The sequence below is a fragment of the Micromonospora sp. NPDC127501 genome, assembly GCF_040302185.1.
GTDB lineage: Bacteria > Actinomycetota > Actinomycetes > Mycobacteriales > Micromonosporaceae > Micromonospora.
Genome location: NZ_JBEORJ010000005.1, coordinates 1 through 20,687, shown reverse-complemented (window position 1 = coordinate 20,687; position 20,687 = coordinate 1). Strand labels below are relative to the sequence as shown.

At 71.3% G+C, this 20,687-nt stretch carries 16 protein-coding genes and 1 pseudogene; 7 read left to right on the top strand and 10 right to left on the bottom strand.

Annotated features, from left to right (window positions below):
* The first annotated feature begins 82 nt into the window (after positions 1–82).
* Positions 83–1,336: a phosphatidylserine decarboxylase gene (locus tag ABTW72_RS12750; protein ID WP_350857953.1), complete on the top strand. Its 1,254-nt coding sequence runs from the start codon at positions 83–85 to the stop codon at positions 1,334–1,336.
* A 57-nt stretch (positions 1,337–1,393) separates the two neighbouring features.
* On the opposite strand, the gene ABTW72_RS12745 is transcribed toward ABTW72_RS12750, so the two are convergent.
* The 3 genes from ABTW72_RS12745 to ABTW72_RS12735 form a co-directional block, all read right to left on the bottom strand.
* Positions 1,394–2,344 carry a CDP-alcohol phosphatidyltransferase family protein gene (locus ABTW72_RS12745; RefSeq protein ID WP_350857950.1) on the bottom strand — a complete coding sequence of 317 codons (951 nt, stop codon included), beginning with the start codon at positions 2,342–2,344 and terminating at the stop codon, positions 1,394–1,396.
* 345 nt (positions 2,345–2,689) lie between these two features.
* Complete coding sequence (locus tag ABTW72_RS12740) at positions 2,690–3,640, bottom strand: NUDIX hydrolase (protein WP_350857948.1); 951 nt, start codon at positions 3,638–3,640, stop codon at positions 2,690–2,692.
* A gap of 647 nt (positions 3,641–4,287) precedes the next feature.
* A complete protein-coding gene (locus ABTW72_RS12735) occupies positions 4,288–5,238 on the bottom strand; it encodes an NUDIX domain-containing protein (RefSeq protein ID WP_350857945.1) in 951 nt (316 codons plus the stop codon).
* 143 nt (positions 5,239–5,381) lie between these two features.
* On the opposite strand from ABTW72_RS12735, the gene ABTW72_RS12730 reads away from it, so the two are divergent.
* The gene (locus ABTW72_RS12730) at positions 5,382–5,750 is read left to right on the top strand and encodes a PspC domain-containing protein (protein WP_350857943.1); all 369 of its coding nucleotides are present in this window, start codon (positions 5,382–5,384) and stop codon (positions 5,748–5,750) included.
* Positions 5,751–5,757: 7 nt separating this feature from the next.
* Here the strand turns inward: ABTW72_RS12730 and guaA are convergent, their stop codons facing one another.
* Together guaA and ABTW72_RS12720 are read right to left on the bottom strand one after the other, a co-directional pair.
* Complete coding sequence (guaA, locus tag ABTW72_RS12725; RefSeq protein ID WP_112638668.1) at positions 5,758–7,314, bottom strand: glutamine-hydrolyzing GMP synthase; 1,557 nt, start codon at positions 7,312–7,314, stop codon at positions 5,758–5,760.
* A 149-nt stretch (positions 7,315–7,463) separates the two neighbouring features.
* Entirely contained in the window at positions 7,464–9,161 is a 1,698-nt protein-coding gene (locus ABTW72_RS12720; protein ID WP_350857940.1) for an FAD-dependent oxidoreductase, read from the bottom strand.
* A 145-nt stretch (positions 9,162–9,306) separates the two neighbouring features.
* Here ABTW72_RS12720 and ABTW72_RS12715 point away from each other — a divergent pair, with 145 nt between their 5' ends.
* Positions 9,307–10,425, top strand: coding sequence for an LCP family protein (locus ABTW72_RS12715; protein ID WP_350857937.1), 1,119 nt, complete (start codon positions 9,307–9,309; stop codon positions 10,423–10,425).
* Positions 10,426–10,432: 7 nt separating this feature from the next.
* Here the strand turns inward: ABTW72_RS12715 and ABTW72_RS12710 are convergent, their stop codons facing one another.
* Complete coding sequence (locus ABTW72_RS12710) at positions 10,433–11,890, bottom strand: M1 family metallopeptidase (protein WP_350857934.1); 1,458 nt, start codon at positions 11,888–11,890, stop codon at positions 10,433–10,435.
* Positions 11,891–12,000: 110 nt separating this feature from the next.
* Complete coding sequence (locus ABTW72_RS12705) at positions 12,001–13,404, bottom strand: M1 family metallopeptidase (RefSeq protein WP_350857931.1); 1,404 nt, start codon at positions 13,402–13,404, stop codon at positions 12,001–12,003.
* Between the two features lie 220 nt (positions 13,405–13,624).
* On the opposite strand from ABTW72_RS12705, the gene ABTW72_RS12700 reads away from it, so the two are divergent.
* The gene (locus tag ABTW72_RS12700) at positions 13,625–14,740 is read left to right on the top strand and encodes a sugar phosphate isomerase/epimerase family protein (RefSeq protein ID WP_091406425.1); all 1,116 of its coding nucleotides are present in this window, start codon (positions 13,625–13,627) and stop codon (positions 14,738–14,740) included.
* Between the two features lie 100 nt (positions 14,741–14,840).
* Here the strand turns inward: ABTW72_RS12700 and ABTW72_RS12695 are convergent, their stop codons facing one another.
* Both ABTW72_RS12695 and guaB read right to left on the bottom strand, forming a co-directional pair.
* Positions 14,841–15,959: a GuaB3 family IMP dehydrogenase-related protein gene (locus tag ABTW72_RS12695; RefSeq protein ID WP_091406427.1), complete on the bottom strand. Its 1,119-nt coding sequence runs from the start codon at positions 15,957–15,959 to the stop codon at positions 14,841–14,843.
* A 30-nt stretch (positions 15,960–15,989) separates the two neighbouring features.
* The gene (gene guaB / locus ABTW72_RS12690) at positions 15,990–17,552 is read right to left on the bottom strand and encodes an IMP dehydrogenase (protein WP_350857927.1); all 1,563 of its coding nucleotides are present in this window, start codon (positions 17,550–17,552) and stop codon (positions 15,990–15,992) included.
* 186 nt (positions 17,553–17,738) lie between these two features.
* Between guaB and ABTW72_RS12685 the strand changes: the two genes are divergently transcribed.
* Positions 17,739–18,158 carry a DUF5319 domain-containing protein gene (locus ABTW72_RS12685; RefSeq protein ID WP_030337860.1) on the top strand — a complete coding sequence of 140 codons (420 nt, stop codon included), beginning with the start codon at positions 17,739–17,741 and terminating at the stop codon, positions 18,156–18,158.
* Between the two features lie 86 nt (positions 18,159–18,244).
* Here ABTW72_RS12685 and ABTW72_RS12680 read toward each other — a convergent pair whose 3' ends face one another.
* A complete protein-coding gene (locus ABTW72_RS12680) occupies positions 18,245–19,060 on the bottom strand; it encodes a helix-turn-helix transcriptional regulator (protein WP_112638563.1) in 816 nt (271 codons plus the stop codon).
* Positions 19,061–19,313: 253 nt separating this feature from the next.
* On the opposite strand from ABTW72_RS12680, the gene ABTW72_RS12675 reads away from it, so the two are divergent.
* Both ABTW72_RS12675 and ABTW72_RS12670 read left to right on the top strand, forming a co-directional pair.
* Positions 19,314–19,697 (top strand): WhiB family transcriptional regulator, encoded by a 384-nt coding sequence (locus ABTW72_RS12675; protein WP_091406539.1) that lies wholly within the window; start codon positions 19,314–19,316, stop codon positions 19,695–19,697.
* Positions 19,698–20,493: 796 nt separating this feature from the next.
* Positions 20,494–20,687: pseudogene (locus tag ABTW72_RS12670) on the top strand (hypothetical protein); the annotation flags it as partial.

Below are 20,687 nucleotides of genomic sequence, written 5' to 3'. Positions count from 1 at the left end.
TCGCCTCCGCCGGCCGGCCCGTCCCGCCCATGGCGGTCCCGCCGCGATTCCCGTCTCTACCCCCGTCAGGAGCCCGCCCGACATGACCCAGTCCCCCGCCGTGCGTACCACCGGCCGGTCCGGTCCGGTCCGCATCGGCGAGCGAGCCGCCCGTACCCTCGTCGCCGAGCTGGCCCGGATCAACGACCCCAAGGCCGCCCTGCTGGTCGGGGTGACCCCGGACTCCGCGGTGCTGGCCGCGGCGGTCGATGCGCTGCTCCCCGGTGACCGGCTCACCGTGGTGCCCGCCGAGCCGTTCGGCGCTGCGGCGCTGCGCGAGCACGTCACAGCCCAGGGCCGCTGGGTCGCCGACCGGGTGAGCGTCGTCGACTCGCTGGCCGAAGCCGAGGCCGCCGGGGTCGTCATCGCCGGTGAGGCGTTCACCGGCACCGCCGAGGCCACCCGCAGCGGCGTCGAGGGGTTGGCCAAGTACCTGACCGACGGGGCGGTGCTGAGCGTGGCGACCGTCGCCACCCCCGGCCGGACCGAGGGTGCCGCCGCCGAGCTGGCCCGACAGGATGCCCTCTACGGCGTCGGCGCCGATCTGGTGCTGCGCAACTCGCCGCCGGTGCGGGTCTACCGACTGCGGTTCACCCCGGCCAGCCCGGCCACGGCCGACACCCTGGCCCCCGCGTACCGGCCGTCGAGCGTGCCGGTGACCCGGGGCATGCACATCGACTCCAACGGTGTGGCGGCGGCGGGCATCGCGCTGAGCCTCGCGGCGCTGGCCCGGGTGGCGCGCCCGTCGTCCAAGCTGTGGCTGCTGCCGGCCCTGGCCGCCGGGCCGGTCGCCGCGTTCTTCCGGGATCCCGAACGGGACGTGCCCGAGGACCCGAGCGCCGTGGTCGCCAGCGCGGACGGGAAGGTCCTGTCGGTGCAGCGGCTGCACGACGAGCGCTTCGGCGACGGCGAGTGGCTGCGGATCGCGGTGTTCCTGTCGGTGCTGGACGTGCACGTCAACCGTGCCCCGGTCGCCGGCAACGTGGTGGACTACTTCGTCGCCGATGGCGGCTTCGTCAACGCGATGAAGCCGGACGCCGAGCACAACGTCGCCGCGTACACCGTGCTGGACACCGCCCGCGGCACGGTGGTGGTCGCGCAGCGGACCGGGCTGATCGCCCGCCGCATCGTGCAGCGCGCGCCGATCGGCGCGCTGCTGGCCAAGGGCGAGCGCTTCGGGCTGATCCGGTTCGGCTCCCGGACCGACGTCTACCTGCCCGCTGAGGCCGCAGACCCGCTGGTCGGGCCGGGCGACAAGGTGGTCGGCGGGTCCACGGCCATCGCCCGCTGGCGCTGACCCGCGAACGAGGAACGGGGCGCCGCTGTCCGCGGCGCCCCGTTCTGTCTGCTCAAATCAGGCGGTACGACGTTGCCGCAGCCAGAGAACCGGCCCGCTGACCAGGTAGCCCACCACGATCAGGGCGAACGTGAGCCGGATGTCGACCAGCGCACCGATCACCGGGGCCAGCCAGAGCCACGGCGGCAGCTTCACCAGGCGGGCGAGCTTGGCGTACGGGAAGCTCGACACCATCGCGAAGGCCAGCAGCGCCACCCCGGCGACCAGCACGGCACCAGGCACCGGCAGGCCGATCGCCACTGTCACGGCGAGCACCGCGGCCGCCATGGTGGTGGGCACCCCGCAGAAGAACCTGCCGTCCTTCGGCGAGACGTTGAAGCGGGCCAGTCGAATCGCGGCACACGCCGCGACCAGGGCGCACGCCACCGCCGCCGCCGCCGTGGAGACGGAGCCGGCGAGCGAGGCGTAGACCACGACCGGCGCGGCGAGACCGAACGAGCACATGTCGGCCAGTGAGTCCATCTGCGCGCCGAACGGGCTGGCCACCCCGAGCCGTCGAGCCAGTGCGCCGTCGAGACCGTCGAAGCCGACGCACGCGATCAGGCAGAGCGCCGCCATGCGCACCTCGCCCTGCATGGCCAGGAAGATGGCCAGCATGCCGAGCATCAGGCTGGCCAGCGTGCAGGCGTTGACCAGGCCGAACTTCATCCGGCGCGCCATGGTGCGCTCGCCGGGGAGCAGTGGGATCGAGTAAGCCTCGTCGGTCTGCGTCATCGGCGGCATCGCCGGGCTGACCGGCATGACCGCGTCGACGTCGGCTCGGTCCAGGCTCAGTGTCGGGTCCACGCCCAGTGTCGGCCGGCTGAGCCGGTCCAGGCCGTAGCGACGGCGCTGCCGATCGGCGTACCGGTGCTCGGTCGGGGTCAGGTCGGTCGGGTGCAGGTCGCCGTCGCGGCGACCGACCCGGACCAACAGCACCTGGCGGGCGAACGTGCTGCTGCGGCGCAACCGGCCCGCCCAGCGACGCCCTGCGGGGCGCGGACTGTCAGTAGTACGACGCCGGCGCCATGGGGCTCTCGGCACGTTTCCTCCATCACCGGATCTGCTGACCGCCAAGTGGCGGGTGTCCGGCTGTCTCGTGCCGGACCTTGCATGGCCCGGCAGCCGTTTTGCGGAGTACACCATCGCATAGGGGAACATGGCTTGGCGATAGCTGCCGGCGGTACTTATATCTGGCTTAAACCGCTCGAACCGCTCGCTTGTTCCCATCCCGGGCTTCATCGCCCGTTTCCTCCACCATTCCCGCCTTTGACTGTACCGGAGGGTCACCATGTCGGCTCACCGAGCGGGGTGCTATCGGCCACTCTGTCCGATTGCCACGGCGGCGATGTCACTCAACGGCAGGTCAGTAGCCTCGTCGCGGGTGAACCACCCCGCCCGCGCCGTCGACCCTCCGGCGGACTCGGTGACCACCGCGTCGGTGGGTACGTCCACCAGCACCCGATAGATCACCCGTACGCCATGCCAGTCCAGAGGTCGACCCTCCGGGCCGAGCGCGGCCGGATTGTGCAGATTGTTGACGCCGAGAAGCTCCACGACCCGGCCCACCTGCCCGCCCTCCTCGACCAGCTCCCGCAGCAACCCGGTGGCCGGCTGCTCACCGTGATCGGTGCCACCGCCGGGCAGGTGCCACAGACCGGCCCCCGGGTAGCCCTCCGCGATCTGGGTGAGCAGGATCCGCCCAGCGGGGTCGGTGACCAGCCCGTACGCCCCGAAGCGCAGCCTGCGGTCGGGGTGCTGCGGCGGGAACAGGTCCCGCGACCGGTGCGCCGCTGGCGACAGTGGGGTGACCGGCAGGCCGAGCGCCTCGGCGGTGAAGGGGGTCAGCGGCAACTGCGCCACCTCCGCCAGCGGAAGCCAGCACACTTGATCAACCACACCGGCCCCGCCGCTCCGCAGCTCACCACCGGGCCCCGCGCTCTCAGGCCGCGCGCCGTCGGTCAGCGCGCCGTGGGGAGTGCTGAGCTCGAACAACAACCGGTCCGTGTGCATCGCGACCTTGTCCTCCGACAAGGTGGCCACGTCGGCAACCACCGTGAGTAGTCGCGTCACCGCGACCGTCAGCCCGGCCTGCTCGGCGAGCTCGCGGACCACGGCGCGCTCCGGGTCCTCGGCATGCCTGACGGCACCGCCCGGCAACCGCCAGACCCCGGGAAACTCACCCTCCGCCCCGTCCCGAACTACCAAGACCCGGCCCGAGTCCAGCAGAAGGCCATAGACCCCGACTCGCCGCACAAACTGCACCTTTGCTCGCCCCCGCTTCGCGCCCACAACTATTGATCATGAAGTTATCGCGGTCCATCTCGCGTTCCGACAATAACTTCATGATCAACGCGAGGCAGTGCGCGGGAACCCGAGGAGCTTGGCGATCCGGAGCCGGGGCAGCCGCAGCGTCGGGGGCAGTCGCAGCGTCGGGGGCAGTCGCAGCGTCGGGGGCAGTCGCAGCGCCCGGGGCAGCCGCAGCGTCGGGATAGCCGCCCTTGACGAGGGCCGATCAACCCCGCAAAGACCTCTTCGACCCAATTGTGAGCCGGTCCGCTTCTCCATCAGCCCTCATCGTGGAGCCCAGTCGCGTCGCGGGAGCCGAGACAAGCGGTGATCAACTCGGGTTCACCGAAGGCGCGGTGTTCCAGCGCCCGGGATACCGCGCCTTCAAGGAACCCGAGTGGATCACGCGTGCGTCCTGGGTGCCGCGCCGATGAATGCCTGCCCGCGACGCCCGCAGCACCCCTCAGCGGGGCGTCCCGACCTCAAGATCGCGCAATATCCAGGATGTAGTGGCATCGACGCCTCGGTGAAGCCACTACATCCTGGTTCGAGCACGATCTTCACCCGAGGCGCGACGGCGCGGCGCGGCGCGTCGCTGGCCCCTCGGGGGGCTAGTCGGAAAGTCAGGTGAGTTGGGCGGCCTGGACTGCTTCGGCCGTCACCTCGGTGAGGCGGTCGGTGGGGAGGGCACCCAGCTCCTCGCGGCCGAACCAGCGGGCCTCGCAGGTGGAGCCGCCCACGTCGGCCACGGTCAGTGGGTTGGGTTGGTCGACGACGACCCGGTAGAAGGCGCGTACGCCGTGCCAGTCGATCGGGTAGCCCTCGGGGCCGAGTGAGGCGGCGTCGCGGTGGCTGGCGACGCCGAGCAGCTCGACGAGGCGACCGGCCTGGCCGGTTTCCTCGATCAGCTCTCGGATGAGTGCCGCGCCGGGCTGTTCGCCGTAGTCGGTGCCGCCGCCGGGGAGGTGCCAGCAGCCGGCGCCGGGGTAGCCGTCGGAGATGCGGGTGAGCAGCACTCGGCCGGCGGGGTCGGTGCAGACCGCGTACGCGGCGAAGCGCTGGGCCCGGTGCAGCCCGTCGGGGCCGGGGACGGCGTAGAAGGAGGGGAATTCAGGTGCCTCGTCGGGCACCACGTCGGCCGAGGAGGCGGGCAGCCCGAGGGCGCGTGCGGTGAACGAGCGCAGCGGCAGCTCGCGCGCCTCGTCGAGGGTGTACCACCGGGCCAGGTCGGTGGGGCGCTCGCCGGCCCGGTCGGCGAGGGTGCCACCGCGCACGGCCACCCGGTAGATCAGCCGGTCGGTGTGGATGGTGATGCCGCGGTCCGGGAGTGCCCGCATGTCGGCGAGCACGTCGGCCAGGCCGGAGACGGCGACGGAGAGGCCGGTTTCGGCGGCGGTTTCGCGAACGACGGTGTGGTTCGGGTCCTCGCCGTGGTCGACCGCCCCGCCGGGCAGCGACCACGCGCCGGGGGTGCCGGAGCGCTCCGATGCGCGGACTAGCAAGACTCGGCCGCTTGAATCAGCACAAACTGCGTATGCCGCGATCCTGCGGAGCGGCTTGAGCAAGGTGGTCACGGAAGCAAATTCTCCCCGGGCCGGGTTACCGGAACGGAAAAGAGTCGGATTCCTGACTATCTGGCCCCGCTCAGGGATCGGTCAGGGTAAGGATCCGGGCGGTCACCGAGGGCGGGTGGGCCGCCAGCGCGGACCGTGGGGGTATGACATCGACCACCGCTCCCCGTGCCCCGTACAAGCAGCTTCGGCGACCCACCACCGACCGCATGGTCGCCGGGGTCGCCAGTGGCGTCGGCCGCTACTTCGCCGTCGATCCCACACTGGTCCGCGTGATCTTCGCGGTCACCGGCCTGCTCACCGGCGGGCTCGCGCTGTTCGCGTACCCGATCATGTGGTTCCTGATGCCGGAGGAGCCCACCGGCGCGCCCGCCTGGCCGCACGCCGCGGGCGTCGCGCCGCAGAACGGCCCGCCGCCCACCGCCGGGCCCGCGCCCGGCGGGCCACCGCAGGGGTACGCCCCGACGCAGCCCTACCCGCCGACGACCCCGTCCAGCACGCCGCCGGCGGCCTGAGCGGCGCTCACTCCCACTCGATGGTGCCCGGCGGCTTGCTGGTGACGTCCAGGACCACCCGGTTGACCTCGGCGACCTCGTTGGTGATCCGGGTGGAGATCCGGGCCACCACGTCGTAGGGCAGTCGCGACCAGTCGGCGGTCATCGCGTCCTCGCTGGAGACCGGGCGCAGCACCACGGGGTGCCCGTAGCTGCGCCCGTCTCCCTGCACACCGACGCTGCGCACGTCGGCGAGGAGCACCACGGGGAACTGCCAGACGCCCCGGTCGAGGCCGGCGGCGGTCAGCTCCTCGCGGGCGATCAGGTCGGCCTGGCGGAGCAGGTCGAGGCGCTCCTGGTCGACCGCGCCGATGATGCGGATGGCCAGACCGGGGCCGGGGAACGGGTGCCGCCAGACCATCGCCTCGGGCAGGCCCAGTTGGAGGCCGAGCGTCCGGACCTCGTCCTTGAACAGGGTGCGCAGTGGCTCGACCAGCGCAAACTTCAGGTCTTCCGGGAGGCCGCCGACGTTGTGGTGGCTCTTGATGTTGGCGGTGCCGGTGCCGCCGCCGGACTCCACCACGTCGGGGTAGAGGGTGCCCTGGACGAGGAACTCGACATCGCCGTGTGCGGCGATCTCGCGGGCCGCGGCCTCGAAGACCCGGATGAACTCCCGACCAATGATCTTGCGCTTCTGCTCCGGGTCGGTCACCCCGGCGAGCGCGCCGAGGAACCGGTCGGTGGCGTCGACCACCTTGAGCTTGATGCCGGTGGCGCTGACGTAGTCCTTCTCCACCTGCTCGGCCTCGCCGGCGCGCAGCAGGCCGTGATCGACGAAGACGCAGGTGAGCTGGTCACCGACGGCCTTGTGCACGAGCGCCGCGGCGACCGCCGAGTCCACCCCGCCGGAGAGGCCGCAGATGACCTCCTTGTCGCCGATCTGGGCGCGGATCCGGGCGACCTGCTCGTCGATGATGTTCTCGGGAGTCCAGGTCGGCTCGATGCCGGCGATGTCGTAGAGGAAGCGGGTCAGCATCTCCTGGCCGTGCGCGGTGTGCCCGACCTCCGGGTGGAACTGCACGCCGGCCCGGCGACCGGCCAGGTCCTCGAATGCGGCGACCGGCGCGCCCGCCGACTCGGCGGTCACTGTGAAGCCCTCGGGTGCCTCGGTGACGCAGTCGCCGTGGCTCATCCAGACCGGCAGGTCCGCCGGAAGGTCACGCAGCAGCACACCGGGGTCGAGGAGGCGGGGGCGCAGCGGAGTGCCGCCGTACTCGCGGTTGCCGGTCCTGGTGACCGTGCCGCCGAGCGCCTGGGCCATCGCCTGGAAGCCGTAGCAGATGCCGAAGACCGGCACGTCGGCGCTGAACACGCCCGCGTCGATCTGCGGCGCCTCCGGGGCGTAGACGCTGGCCGGACCACCGGAGAGGATGATCGCGGCGGGGTTCTTCGCCAGCATCTCGGCGATCGGCATCGAGTGCGGCACGATCTCGGAGTAGACCTTCGCCTCACGGACCCGGCGGGCGATGAGCTGGGCGTACTGGGCTCCGAAGTCCACCACGAGGACGGGGCGAGGCAGGCTCATGTGCACGAAGCCTACCGACAGTCACGGCCGTTCCCGGCACCGGCTCGCCGGCAATCCACTCTCCCCGCGATCTTGCACTTTCTGTCCCGACAAAGAACGCAGATGCCACAGAACGACAACCGAAACTGCAAGATCGGCGCGGGAGCGGGTCAGGAACGCAGCGCGCCCGGGGCGTCCGCCGGGACCGCCGGGTTCCTCGGGGGTACGGGCGACAGCCGGCGGTACGGGGACCCGAGCGTCGGGCGGGGGTCCTCATCACCCTTGTTGGGCCAGAAGGACATCGCCCGTTCCGCCTGTGCGGTGATCGTCAGGGAGGGGTTCACGCCCAGGTTGGCCGAGACGGCGGCGCCGTCGACCACGTGCAGCCCGGCGTGCCCGTACACCCGGTGCCAGGGGTCGATCACCCCGTCGGCCGGGGTGGCCCCGATGACCGCCCCGCCCAGGATGTGCGCGGTCACCGGGATGTCGAAGGGTTCGGTGAGTGAGCCGCCGGGGGTGCCGCCGATCTCGTCGGCGAGCATCCGGGCGGCGGTGTTGCCGGCCGGGATCCAGGTGGGGCTGGGCGTGCCGTGGCCCGGGCCGGTGACCAACCTGCGGCCGAGCGGGCCACGCCGCCACCGGGTGGTCAGTGAGTTGTCCGCGGACTGCATGACCAGGGCGATCACCGTCCGTTCCGACCAGCCGCGGATCGACAGCATCCGCGCCGCCAACCGGGGTTGCCGCACCATGCTGCCCAGCCAGCGGCGGACCCGGTGCGGGCCGCCGTCGACCAGCAGCGACTGGAGCAACCCCATCGCGTTGGAGCCCCGCCCGTAGCGGACCGGCTCGATGTGGGTCTGCGGGTCGGGGTGGAACGAACTGGTGATGGCCACCCCCTCGGTGTAGTCCAACCGCTCGGACCGGGCCCGTTGGCGTGGCACCGAGGCGCCGAGGATCGCCTCCGAGTTGGTCCGGGTCAGCTCCCCGACGCGGGGCGAGAGCCCGGGCAGCGCACCGTCGGCCCGCATCCCGTGCAGCAGCCGCTGGGTGCCGAGCGCCCCGGCGGCGAAGACCACCTGATCGGCGTGGACGACCTGTCGAGCCTTGCGCAGCCAGGCCCCGGTGCGTTCGGTGTGCACCTCGTATCCACCGCCGTCGGCGGGCCGGACGGCGGTCACCGTGGTCAGCTGACGGACCGTGACCCCGAGCCGTTCGGCGAGCCAGAGGTAGTTCTTCACCAGTGTGTTCTTCGCCCCGTGCCGGCAGCCGGTCATGCACGAGCCGCAGTGCAGGCAGCCGGTGCGTTCCGGGCCGGCACCGCCGAAGTACGGGTCGGCGATCCGCTGGCCGGGCCGGCCGATGTGCACGCCCACCGGGGTGGCGTGGAAGGTGTGCCCCACCCCCATCCGCTCGGCCACCGCGCGCATGGCGCGGTCCGCGCCGGTGTGCACCGGGTACGTGGTGACGCCGAGCATTCGTTTCGCCTGGTCGTAGTGGTGGGCCAACTCGTCGCGCCAGTCGGTGATGTCCCCCCACTGCGGGTCGCTGTAGAAGGCCGGCAGCGGTTCGTAGAGGGTGTTCGCGTAGACCAGCGAACCGCCGCCCACCCCGGCGCCGGAGAGCACCAGCACCCCGCCGCCGGATCGGCGGTCGGCCGGGCGGAGCAGGGTGAGCCGTTGGATGCCGTAGCAGCCCAGCTTCGGTGCCCAGAGGAACCGGCGGATCCGCCAGGACGTCTGCGGGAACTCGTCGTCGGCGAAGCGGCGGCCGGCTTCCAGCACCGCGACCGAGTAGCCCTTCTCGGCCAGTCGGAGCGCGGTGACGCTGCCACCGAAGCCGGACCCGATGACGACCACGTCGTACCGCATGGAGGCATCATTACTCGCGAGTAGCGCTCGCGCCAGGGGCACTTTTCGCGCGATCATGCTCCGGCCGACCGACCCGGCGTTTCCCGGCCGCAACCCGGAGCACCCGTCGGAGCGTTGTTCACCAGACGGGTGGAAGGAATCCAGGATGGTTCTCGGGTCGATGGCGCCGCGCCGACGGTGGCTGCTGCTGGGGTTGGCGGCCCTCGCCGTCGTCGCGCTGATCGCGGCCGGCACGGTGGTGATCACTCGGCTGACCGGCGACAACAAGCCGGGCGGCGCTCCGGTGGCCGGCTCACCGACCCCGTCGCCGATTGCCACGCCGACCCCGAGCCCCAGCGGCCCGCCGCCGGGCGCGGACATCACCGGCCCGCTCAACCTGCTGCTGGTCGGTGTGGACACCCGGGTCAGCGTGCCCGGATGGGAGCCGCACGCGGACGCCGTGCTGGTGCTGCACGTACCCAAGGGGTTGGATCGGGCGTACCTCTTCTCGCTCCCCCGCGACCTGCTGGTGGACATCCCGGCGTTCCCGAAGGCCGGCTACAAGGGCGGCAAGACCAAACTCACGCACGCGATGAGCTTCGGCAGCCGGGTGCCGGGCAAACCCAAACAACCCAGCACACCCCAGGGGTACGAGCTGCTGCGCAGCACGGTCAGCGGGTACACCGGGCTGCGCATCGACGCGGGCGCGGTGCTCACCTTCAACGGGTTCGACCGGCTGGTCAACGCCCTGGGTGGGGTGGACATCTACGTCGACCAGCGGGTCGAGTCGCTGCACCGCCGACCGGACGGCAAGTACCGGGAGAGCGCGCCGGGCGGCTACAAGGGGCCGCAGCAGGTCTACGAGAAGGGCGAGCGGCACCTCAACGGCTGGCAGGCGCTGGACTACGCGCGGCAGCGCTACATCACCGGCGGTGACTACGCCCGGCAGCGTCACCAGCAGCAGCTGATCCGGGCGATGACCCGCAAGATCCTGGACGAGGGCCTGGCCCGGCAGCCGGAGCGCGTCGACCAGGTGGTCTCCGCGCTCGGCGACACGCTGGTCTACGTGGGCGGACGCCGGATCGTGGACATCGCGTACGCCCTCGGTGGCCTGCCGGAGAACCGTTTCACGCTGGTCGGGCTGCCCGGTTCCGGCGTCGGCAAGGGCAGCGCCTACCGGGGTGAACAGCTGACCACCGAGGGCCGGAAGTTCCTCACCGAACTCCGCGCCGGCCGCGCCGACGCCTACCTGGCCGCCCACCCCAAACTGGTCGTCAAAAACTGACCGCCGCTCAGAGCCGCTTGGGCAGGGCCGGCTTCCTGGTGCCGTAGAGCCAGGCGTCGAAGATCGCGTCGAGCTGCTTGCCGGAGATCCGCTCGGCCAGGGCCACGAACTCGGGCGTGGTGGCGATGCCGTCGCGCTTCTCCGCCGCCCAGGTCCTGAGGATCTCGAAGAACGCCTTGTCGCCGACGGCAACCCGCAGGGCGTGCAGGGTCATCCCGCCGCGCTGGTAGACCGACTCGCTGAACAGCTTGTCCACGCCCGGCTTGCCCGGCGGTGTCTGCCACACCTGCGCGGACATTCTGGCGTACCGGCTGTCGAACGCCTCCTTGGCGGTGTACGCCCTGGTGTGCTCGGCCCAGAGCCACTCCGCGTACGTCGCGAAGCCCTCGTTGAGCCAGATGTCCTCCCACTTGGCCAACGCGACGCTGTCGCCGAACCACTGGTGGGCCAGCTCGTGGGCGACGACCTCGGTGTTCTCGCCCTGCCGGAAGAAGCTCGCCGCGTAGACCGGCCGGCTCTGCGTCTCCAGGGCGTAGGAGATCCGGCTGTCGGAGATCACGACCCCGCCGTACGCGTCGAACGGGTACGGCCCGAACACACTCTCCAGGTAGTCGGCCACCGCGACGGTCTGCGCGATGGACGCGTCCGCGTTGCCCTTGGCCTCGGTGGTGGTGACCGCGTTGTAGACCGGGCGTCCCTTGTGCTCGCCCGTGGTGATCCGGAACTTGCCGATCACCAGCGTGCTCAGGTAGCTGGCCATCGGCGACTTCTCCGACCACTTCCAGGTGGTCCAACCGCCCGTGCTGGTCTTCCCGCCGGGAACGCCGTTGCTGATCGCGGTCAGGCCGTCCGGGACGGTGACCTCGAAGTCGTAGGCCGCCTTGTCCGACGGGTGGTCGTTGACCGGGAACCAGGTGCTGGCCGACTCGGGCTGACCCAGCGCGATGGCACCGTCGGCGGTGTGCAGGAAGCCACCGTCACCGAGCGTCTCGTTCTTCAGCGGCTTCGGCTTGCCCGCGTAGGTGATCTCGGCGACGAACCCGTTGCCGTTGATGAGGCCGGAAGCCGGCTTGATCACCAACTCGTTCCGTTTACGGCTGTGGGTCGCCGGTGCGCCGTCCACGGTGACCGCGCTGACGGTCAGACCGGCCAGGTCGAGGTTGAACGTCGACAGGTCGGCCGTCGCGGTGGCCCGCACGGTGGTCGTACCGGTCAACTGGTCCTTGGCCGGGTCGTAACGCACCTTCACCGTGTACCGCGCGACGTCGTAGCCGCCGTTGCCGTAGGTCGGGAAGTAGGCGTCGCCGACCCCGTCGGCGCCCGCGGTGAACGTCCGCGCCGGCGTGGGCGACGCGCTCGGTGGTGGGGCCGCCTCCGGGCCCGCCGAATCGCATCCGGACAGTGCGAGCGCACCGGTCACCAGCAGGCCCGCAGCCACTCGCAGTCTGTGCCGCGTCCCCCGCATCCCACACCCTTTCCGCACGGTGGCCGGTGACGGCCTCCGCCGTTCCGCGCGAACGGGCGCCTACCCGCCGTTCGCAGGCGGCAGCATATCGACCGGACATCGGGGCCGGGTCACGGCAGTGTGGGGGCCGACCCACCCACCAACCAGGCGTCGAAGAGCGGACGCAGTTGCCGCCCGGCGACCCGCTCGGCCAGCGCGACGAGGTCCGCGGTGGTCGCGTTGCCCGCCGCCCGCTCGGTGGTCCAGGTACGCAGGATGCGGAAGAAGAGGTCGTCACCGACGGTCCGGCGCAACGCGTGCACGGCGAGCGCCCCGCGTTTGTAGACGGCCGAGCCGAACATCTGCTCCCGGCCCGGCTCGACCGACGGCTGCGTCCAGTCGGTCGCCGCGTACTGGATCTCGAAGTTGCGCTGGGCGGTCCGGCCGCCGTCGTGCTCCTCCCACAGCCACTCGGCGTAGCTGGCGAAGCCCTCGTTGAGCCAGATGTCGCCCCACCTGGTCAGCGACACGCTGTCGCCGAACCACTGATGCGCCAGCTCGTGTGCGACGACGCTCGGGTTCGGCCGGTCGTCCGCGAAGAAGCCGGGCCCGTACACCGGCCGGGACTGGGTCTCCAGCGCGTACCCGATCCGGTCGTCGGCGATCACGATCCCCCCGTACGAGTCGAACGGGTACGGGCCGAAGCGGCTGGCCAGGAAGTCGACGATCGCGCCGGTACGGGCCAACGAGGTGGCCGCGCCGCCGGTCGCCGGCAGGCTCGCGGCCACCGCCGTGACCATCGGCCGTCCGGCATGCGTGCCGGTCACCACCCGGTAGTCACCGATCACGAGCGTGCTCAGGTAGCTGGCCATCGGGGCGCGCTCCGACCAGTGCCAGGTGGTCCAGCCGTCGGCGCTGCTCTTCGGCCCGGGTACGCCGTTGCTCAGCGCGGCCAGGCCCTCCGGAACGGTCACCGCCAGGTCGTAGGTGGCCTTGTCCGACGGGTGGTCGTTGACCGGGAACCAGGTGGCCGCCGAGTCGGGTTGGCCGAGCGCCACCGCGCCGTCGGCGGTGTGCAGGAACCCGCCGCTGCCCAACGCCCCGTCGTCGACGGCCGTGGGGACTCCCGCGTACTCGACCGTCACGGTGAACTGCCGACCGCGCGGCAGTCCGTCGCGGGGCGTCACCACCAGCTCGCCGTCGCCGCGCCGGTGCTCGGCCGCCGCGTCACCCACGCTGACCGCGCGGACCTCCAGGCCGACCAGGTCCAGGTTGAACCGGGACAGGTCCTGGGTGGCGGTGGCCGTGATGACGGCTCGACCGGTCAGCCGGTCGGTCGACGGGTCGTAGCGGACGTCGAGGCCGTAGTGCCCGACGTCGTAACCGCCGTTGCCGTGCCCCGGCACGTACGGGTCGCCGACATCGGCGGCACCGGGCCGGAAGCCGCCGCTGTCGTCGCCCGTACAACCGGTGGCGGCCAGCCCGATCGCGCAGGTCAGCGCGGCGACGCGCAGTCTCCGTCCGGTCAGGACCATGCCCACCCCTCCTGCGGCGTCCGGCCTCCTGCGGCGTTGCGGCCTTCTGCCGCGTTCCGGTCAGGACGAGCGTAGTCAGCATCGCGGGCCGCACGGCCGGTATCGACGATCATCAGTAACTTTCGTCGGATCAAACAAAAGCTGCCGTCGATCGAACCTTTCTTTCGACTTAGACCGACGTTAGTGTCTGTCTCCGACCACCGTCGCGAAAGGTGGAACCATGCCAGACCACACCGCCCCCGACGCCACCCCCACCGGCCGGCTCAGCCGCCGGTCCCTGCTCGCCGCCTCCGCCGGGGCCGCCGCCGCGATCGGCGCGGCCGGCCTACCCGTCCTCGCCACCGGCACCCCCGCGCTCGCCAACCCCGGCAACGCGAGCAAGCTGCGGGTGGAGCCGCTGATCCCGGCCAGGAACCGCGGCATCATCCTCTACAGCGTCCGCGACCGGATCACCGCCGCGCCCGACGACAGCGGGGTGCCGTACGGCTTCGAGCGCGTCCTCGCCCGACTCGCCGAGATCGGCTACAAGGAGATCGAGTTCGCCGGCTACACCCAGAGCACCGAGATCCTGGGCCGACAGATCACCCCCGCCGAGATCCGCAAGATCCTCGACGACAACGGTCTGGTGGCCAACGGCACCCACGCCTCGATCCAGCCGGCCACCTTCCAGCAACAGCTGGACATCGCCGAGGAACTCGGGATGAAGAACATCGGCACCGGCAGCGACCCGACCAGCAGCGCGTACAAGGCCGAGTGGGACGCCGCCGCGGACATCTGGAACGAGCTGGGCCGGCAGGCCAGGGCCCGGGGCATGCGGCTCTACACGCACAACCACGACGCCGCGTACAGCTTCCTGATCGACCGGGGTCCGCGCGACGCGCAGGGCCGGCAGACCCGGTCCTCCGGCATCCGCCGACTGGAGTACTTCTTCGAGATCACCGACCCGCGGTACGTCTTCTTCGAGCTGGACATCTACTGGGCCTACGTGGCCCGTTACAAGCACCAGAAGTACGTCAACCCGGCCGGCCAGGAGGTGACCGACCTGTTCGACCCGATCCTCACCGTGGCCGACCGGACCACCCGGTTCCCGCTCTTCCACGCCAAGGACGGCGACCGGGACACCAGCGTGCCCAACGGGTACCAGATGACCCCGCTGGGCGACGGCGACCTCAACTTCCAGCAGTTCTTCCAGACCATCGGCGAGCGCAACTTCCACCACGCCAACTGGGAGATGGACACCGCCCCCGGCGGCGCGGACAACAAGGGTCAGTCCCTCGACTTCGCGGCGACCAGCTACCGCAACATGTCCGACCTGACCATCTACGTGGAGAAGTGACTCCTGGCTGAGTGACTCCCGGCTGAGTGACTCCTGGGCGAACGCGACGAAGGCCGGCCCCGCACAGGCGGGGCCGGCCTTCCGGCGTCTGACGGATCGGTCAGCGGTCGAGGACCAGACCGACCTTCTGGAACTCCTTCAGGTCGCGGTAACCGCACTTGGCCATCGCCCGACGCAGCCCACCGAACAGGTTGAGCTGGCCGTCGGCCTCGTCCGCCGGCCCGAAGAGCAGCTGCTCCATCGACCCGAGCGGCTCACCGGAGACCTCGAAGGCACCCCGGGGCAGCGACGGGTGACTCGCCGCCGAGTGCCACCAGGCACCACCGGCGGGGGCCTCGTCGCAGAGCGACAGCGGCTCACCGAGCATCACCGCGTCCGCGCCGCAGCCGAGCGCCTTGGCGATGTCGCCCGAGGTCTGGATGTCACCGTCGGCGATCAGGTGCACGTACCGGCCGCCGGTCTCGTCCAGGTAGTCACGGCGGGCCGCCGCGGCGTCGGCGATCGCGGTGGCCATCGGCACCCGGATGCCCAGCACCGACTCGGTGGTCGACCACTCGTCACCACCGATGCCGACGATCACGCCGGCCGCGCCGGTACGCATCAGGTGCAGCGCCGTCTTGTAGTCCGTGCAGCCACCGACGATCACCGGCAGGTCGAGGTCGGCGATGAACTCCTTGAGGTTCAGCGGCTCATCCGTGGTCGACACGTGCTCGGCCGAGACGATGGTGCCCTGGATGACCAGGATGTCCACCCCGGCGTCCAGGATCACCGGCGCCAGCGCGAGGGTGTGCTGCGGGGAGACCCGCACCGCCACCGTGCCGCCACCGGCGCGCAGCTCGCGGACGCGCTCCGCGATCAGGTCCGGACGGATCGGCTCGGCGTACACCTCCTGGAGCCGCTTGGTGGCGCGGGCCTCCTCGTCGAGGCCGGCCAGCTCGTCCAGCACCTTGGTCGGGTTCTCGTAGCGGGTCCAGAGCCCCTCGACGTTGAGCACGCCGAGGCCGCCGAGCTGACCGAGCCGCACCGCCGAGGCCGGGCTCATGGTGGCGTCGGAGGGGTGGCCGACGCACGGAATGCCGAACGGGTACGCGTCGAGCTGCCAGGAGGTCGACACGTCGTCGACGTCCCGGGTACGGCGGCTCGGCACGATGGCGATGTCGTCCAGGTGGTAGCCGCGCTGCGCGGTCTTGCCCAGCCCGATCTCGACCACGTCACGCATGGGGGACTCCAGGTGGTTGGGGGTGTTGGGTCAGCGGGTGTGGTAGTTGGGCGCCTCGACGGTCATCTGGATGTCGTGCGGGTGGCTCTCCTTCAGACCAGCCGCGGTGATCCGGATGAGCTGGCCCCGGCGGTGCAGATCGGGGATGTTCTCCGCACCGGCGTACCCCATGGCCAGCCGCAGCCCGCCGACCAGCTGGTGGGCGACCCGGGACAGCGGCCCCCGGTAGGGCACCTGACCCTCCACGCCCTCGGGAACCAGCTTGTCGTCGCTGAGCACGTCCTGCTGGAAGTAACGGTCCTTGCTGTACGACTTGGCCTGACCCCGGGACTGCATCGCGCCGAGCGACCCCATCCCGCGGTACGTCTTGAACTGCTTGCCGTTGACGAAGATCAGCTCGCCAGGGCTCTCCTCGCAGCCGGCCAGCAGGCTGCCGAGCATCACCGTGTCGGCGCCGGCCACCAGGGCCTTGGCGATGTCGCCGGAATACTGGATGCCGCCGTCCCCGATCACCGGTACGCCGGCCGGACGGGCGGCCCGGGCCGCCTCCATGATCGCGGTCACCTGCGGCACGCCGACCCCGGCGACGATCCGGGTGGTGCAGATCGCGCCCGGCCCCACGCCCACCTTGACGCCGTCGGCGCCGGCGTCGACGAGCGCCTTCGCACCGGCGTACGTGGCCACGTTGCCGCCCATGACGTCGACCGCCACGTCGGCCTTGAGCCGGCGGACCATGTCCAGCACGGCCCGCTGGTGACCGTGCGCGGTGTCCACGATCAGCACGTCGACGCCCGCGTCGACCAGGGCACGGGCCCGCTTGTACGCGTCCTCGCCCACACCGATGGCGGCGGCGACCCGCAGCCGGCCGGCGTCGTCCTTGCTGGCGTCCGGGTACTGCTCGCTCTTGGTGAAGTCCTTGACGGTGATCAGGCCACGCAGCCGGCCCGAGTCGTCGACGATCGGCAGCTTCTCGACCTTGTGCTGACGCAGCAGCGCCAGGGCGTCGTCCTTGCTCACCCCGACCCGCGCGGTGACCAGCGGGGTGTGGGTCATGATCTCGCGAACCGGAGTGTTCGGCTCGGAGACGAAACGCATGTCCCGGTTGGTGACGATGCCGACCAGCTGGCCGTCGCCGTCCACCACCGGAACGCCGGAGATGCGGTAACGCCCACACAGCTCGTCGACCTCGCGCAGCGTGTCGTCCGGGCTGGCGGTCACCGGGTTGGTGATCATGCCGGACTCGGAGCGCTTCACCAGGTCGACCTGGAGAGCCTGGTCCTCCAGGGAGAGGTTGCGGTGCAACACGCCGATGCCGCCCTGGCGGGCCATGGCGATCGCCATCCGGGCCTCGGTCACCGTGTCCATCGCGCTGGACAGCAGCGGAATCGACAACTCGATGTTGCGGGTGAGCTTCGTCCGGGTGTTGACCCGGCTTGGCACCACGTCCGACTCGCCCGGCTGAAGCAGCACGTCGTCGAAGGTGAGGCCGAGCGGAACCACCCGGGCGGAGCCGGCCGGCAGCTCGGGCAGGTGGCCGCCCAGGTCGGCGTGCTCGACGCCGGCCGGAAGATCGGTGCTGGGCGAATTTTCCACGATTGCTCCCCTGAGCTGCTCGGATGGGCTTCAGCGAGGTGGCGCGGGCGGGCACCGGAGCGCGCCACGGTGCCGGCACGTCCCCTCATCGTACCCAGTGAGCTGGGCGACCCGTCCGTGGCAGGCCGGGCCGGCGCGGAGGCCGGGGGGCGGACGTTCGCGCCGTGTTGGGTCTACGGTGAGGGGGTGCACGACGAGCCCATCGACCCGTTCAATGGCGACCCGGCCGATCCGACCGCGGGTCTGGATGACCCGGGCGATGACGCGACGCCGGATCCGCTGACCGACGTCGAGCGGCAGGATGTGCTGGAAGACCTCGCTGACCTGGAGATCTACCAGGCTCTGCTGGCCCCGATCGGGGTTCGCGGGCTGGTGATCGAATGCGAGGACTGTCGCGAGCCGCACTACTTCGACTGGGACCTGCTCCGCGGCAACCTGCGGCACCTGCTCAACTCGGGCCGCCCCCGCGTGCACGAACCCGCCTACGACCCGGACCCGGATCACTACGTGACCTGGGACTACGCCCGGGGGTACGCGGATGGGGTGCACGACACCCTGTCCGAGGGCACCGAGGACGAGCCGGGCGCACCGACCGCCACCAAGTGACACCGCCCCGCGGCTACGCGGCGTGCCCCGCTTCCGTGCGGCGTTTCCGGCTGCCCGGCGTACGCTCCGGCGGCACTGCGCGGATGTCAGGCCACTAGACCGGCGCGGAAGCCCGCCGCCACCGCGTGGGCCCGGTCCCGGGCGCCAAGCTTGCGGAACAATCGGCGGGCGTGCGTCTTGACGGTGTCCTCCGAGACGAACAGCTCCCGGCCGATCTCCGCGTTGCTCTTTCCCTCGGCCATGCCGAGCAGCACCTGAAGCTCACGCTCGGTGAGGCCGATCGACGCCCGACTGGGTCGGGCGTTCGGGGCGGGACGGCCCGGGTCGGTCTGCGCCGGCGACTCGCCGGTCCCCGCCTCCGCCTCGTCGTCGCCCCGCTGCACCGGCACCGACGCCACCCCGGCCGGCCCGTCGGCGGCCGTGGCCGCCCAGCCGGGCTCGCCGGAACCACGCGGCGACGGCCCGGAGCGGCCGGAACCACCCACCGCCGCCGCGTCGCGGGCCGGATCGGTGATCCGCTGCCGGGACGCTCGGCCGGGAGCGGTGAGCAGCAGTAGCGCCTTCGCCACCGCGCTGGTCAGGTCATGGTCGACATTCTGGATGAGCCCCCGGGCACCGGCGCTGATGGTGGCCGCCGCGGCCTCGGACTCCTCGGTGCCGAGCAGCAGCACCGCCGCCTGCGGCGCACGCGCCAACACCCGACGGACGAAGCCGGCGCTGTCCGGCCGGGTGAGGGCCGTGTCGGCCAGGACCACGTCGGCCGGTCGCTCGGCCAGCCGCAGCATCACCTCGGGATCAGAGACGGCGGTACGAACGATCGCGGACAACCCCAGCCGCGCGGCAGCAGAAGTAAGGTGCTGGGCCGCGAGTGGTGTCCGAACGCACACAAGAACGGTACGCACTGTGGTCTCCTCTCCGCCAACGAGCAGACCATGACGCGGTCGGCTGGGGAGGAGGTTCCCGGCAATCCTTCGAACTTTTCCGACAGATAGGGCAAAAGCCGCAATTTCCCGGACGTTTTCGATCACAGACGTGTGAGTTGACGACAGCCCGGGTACCGGGAGATCCAGGCCGGGAACGGTGCGCCTGCGCGGCCCGCCGCCCGGATGCCGGCCATAAGGATTCTCGCGGAGCCGCGCGGGAGGAGGGGTGCTGATGTCGAACGTGCGTAGACTGCCCGGACCCATCGTCGATCTCTGGGACTGGCAGCGACTCGGTGCCTGCCGAGGGCGCGACAGCGCCCAGTTCTTCCACCCCGACGGTGAGCGTGGTTCCTCCCGGCTGCGTCGCGAGTCCGCCGCCAAGTCGGTCTGCCGCGCCTGCCCGGTTCGCGCCGAGTGCGCCGCCCACGCCCTGTCGGTGCGGGAGCCGTACGGCGTGTGGGGCGGCTTCAGCGAGTCGGAGCGCCTGCGACTGCTCGCCGTTGGCTGGGAGGACCTGGCAGACCGCCGGCACGCCCGGGTCGACGTCGCACGGCTGGAGGCCCGCCTGGGCCGTCCGCACAAGTCGACCGTCCCGGCCCAACGCAACGTCGCCTGACCCGAGGCGTCCCCAACATCCGCGAAACCGCGCCCCCGACCCGGGGGCGCGGTTTCGTGCCGTTCATGCGGTCCGAGCGGCCAGGACCCGCGTCGTCACCGCCGGCAAGCCCGTGATCAACAGGGTTCCTTGACGTCGGAGCATCCCGCCGGCCCGGACACCCCGATTTCGATGACCCCGAGTGAATCAATCCGGGGTGTCCGGTCCGGGGGGCAGGCAAGGGGCGCCCGCTGGTGAGGTTTGTCCGGTCTGATGACTTCAGTCGAATGCCGGGCTTAGGCCGTTGCGAGGTACGCGGCGTTTGTCCGGTGACCGAATGCACCCGTAGGCCGGAATCATGGCCGGGCCGGGGTCGTTACATACCCTGACGATCGCAGCACCACCGACCCGCCGCCCGACCCTGGGGGCTGGTCGCGCAGGTGGGAATGCCAGCCTCCACCCGGTCGTTACAGTCCCCACGAACGACCGCAGGCACCGCCACGATGAGGGTGCTGATGGATGGGCCACCCCGGAATGACCCCGGCCCCCCGGTCGTTACAGTCCCCACGAACGACCGACGGGCACCGCCTCGACGAGGGTGCCGACCCGGAATGACCCCGGCCCGACGGTCGTTACACAGGGACCGGCGCGGTGAGCCCCCCCGCTCGCCAGGTCGCCGACCCGACGCCCGACAGGGCGTCACCCCCCAAACTTTTCCTCTTTGTTTGTGCAGCGCCGGACGAGGTGCTCACACCCGTCACCGCCGTTCCCCCGATCGGTGTGTGTGGGTGTTCTACCCCCGAAGGAGCTACCCCTCATGAACACGATCTTGCGTAAGAGCATGCTGTCTGTTGCTGGTCTCGCGTTCGCCGGTGGTGTGTTCGCCGGCCCGATCGCCGCCCACGCCAACCCGGTGGATGCCACGCCGGTCGCGGTGGCCGTGCAGTCGGCCGCGCCGAAGCCGCAGGGCGAGCAGTCCCACATCAGCCTCAACGACGAGCAGACCGCGAA

What these genes read in the sequence shown, in the direction of transcription:
- ABTW72_RS12675 (WP_091406539.1), top strand. Translation starts at nt 19,314, where the DNA reads ATGTCGAACGTGCGTAGACTGCCCGGACCCATCGTCGATCTCTGGGAC.
- ABTW72_RS12700 (WP_091406425.1), top strand. Translation starts at nt 13,625, where the DNA reads ATGCCAGACCACACCGCCCCCGACGCCACCCCCACCGGCCGGCTCAGC.
- ABTW72_RS12730 (WP_350857943.1), top strand. Translation starts at nt 5,382, where the DNA reads ATGACATCGACCACCGCTCCCCGTGCCCCGTACAAGCAGCTTCGGCGA.
- guaA (WP_112638668.1), bottom strand. Translation starts at nt 7,314, where the DNA reads ATGAGCCTGCCTCGCCCCGTCCTCGTGGTGGACTTCGGAGCCCAGTAC.
- ABTW72_RS12715 (WP_350857937.1), top strand. Translation starts at nt 9,307, where the DNA reads ATGGTTCTCGGGTCGATGGCGCCGCGCCGACGGTGGCTGCTGCTGGGG.
- ABTW72_RS12720 (WP_350857940.1), bottom strand. Translation starts at nt 9,161, where the DNA reads ATGCGGTACGACGTGGTCGTCATCGGGTCCGGCTTCGGTGGCAGCGTC.
- ABTW72_RS12695 (WP_091406427.1), bottom strand. Translation starts at nt 15,959, where the DNA reads ATGCGTGACGTGGTCGAGATCGGGCTGGGCAAGACCGCGCAGCGCGGC.
- ABTW72_RS12750 (WP_350857953.1), top strand. Translation starts at nt 83, where the DNA reads ATGACCCAGTCCCCCGCCGTGCGTACCACCGGCCGGTCCGGTCCGGTC.
- ABTW72_RS12710 (WP_350857934.1), bottom strand. Translation starts at nt 11,890, where the DNA reads ATGCGGGGGACGCGGCACAGACTGCGAGTGGCTGCGGGCCTGCTGGTG.
- ABTW72_RS12705 (WP_350857931.1), bottom strand. Translation starts at nt 13,404, where the DNA reads ATGGTCCTGACCGGACGGAGACTGCGCGTCGCCGCGCTGACCTGCGCG.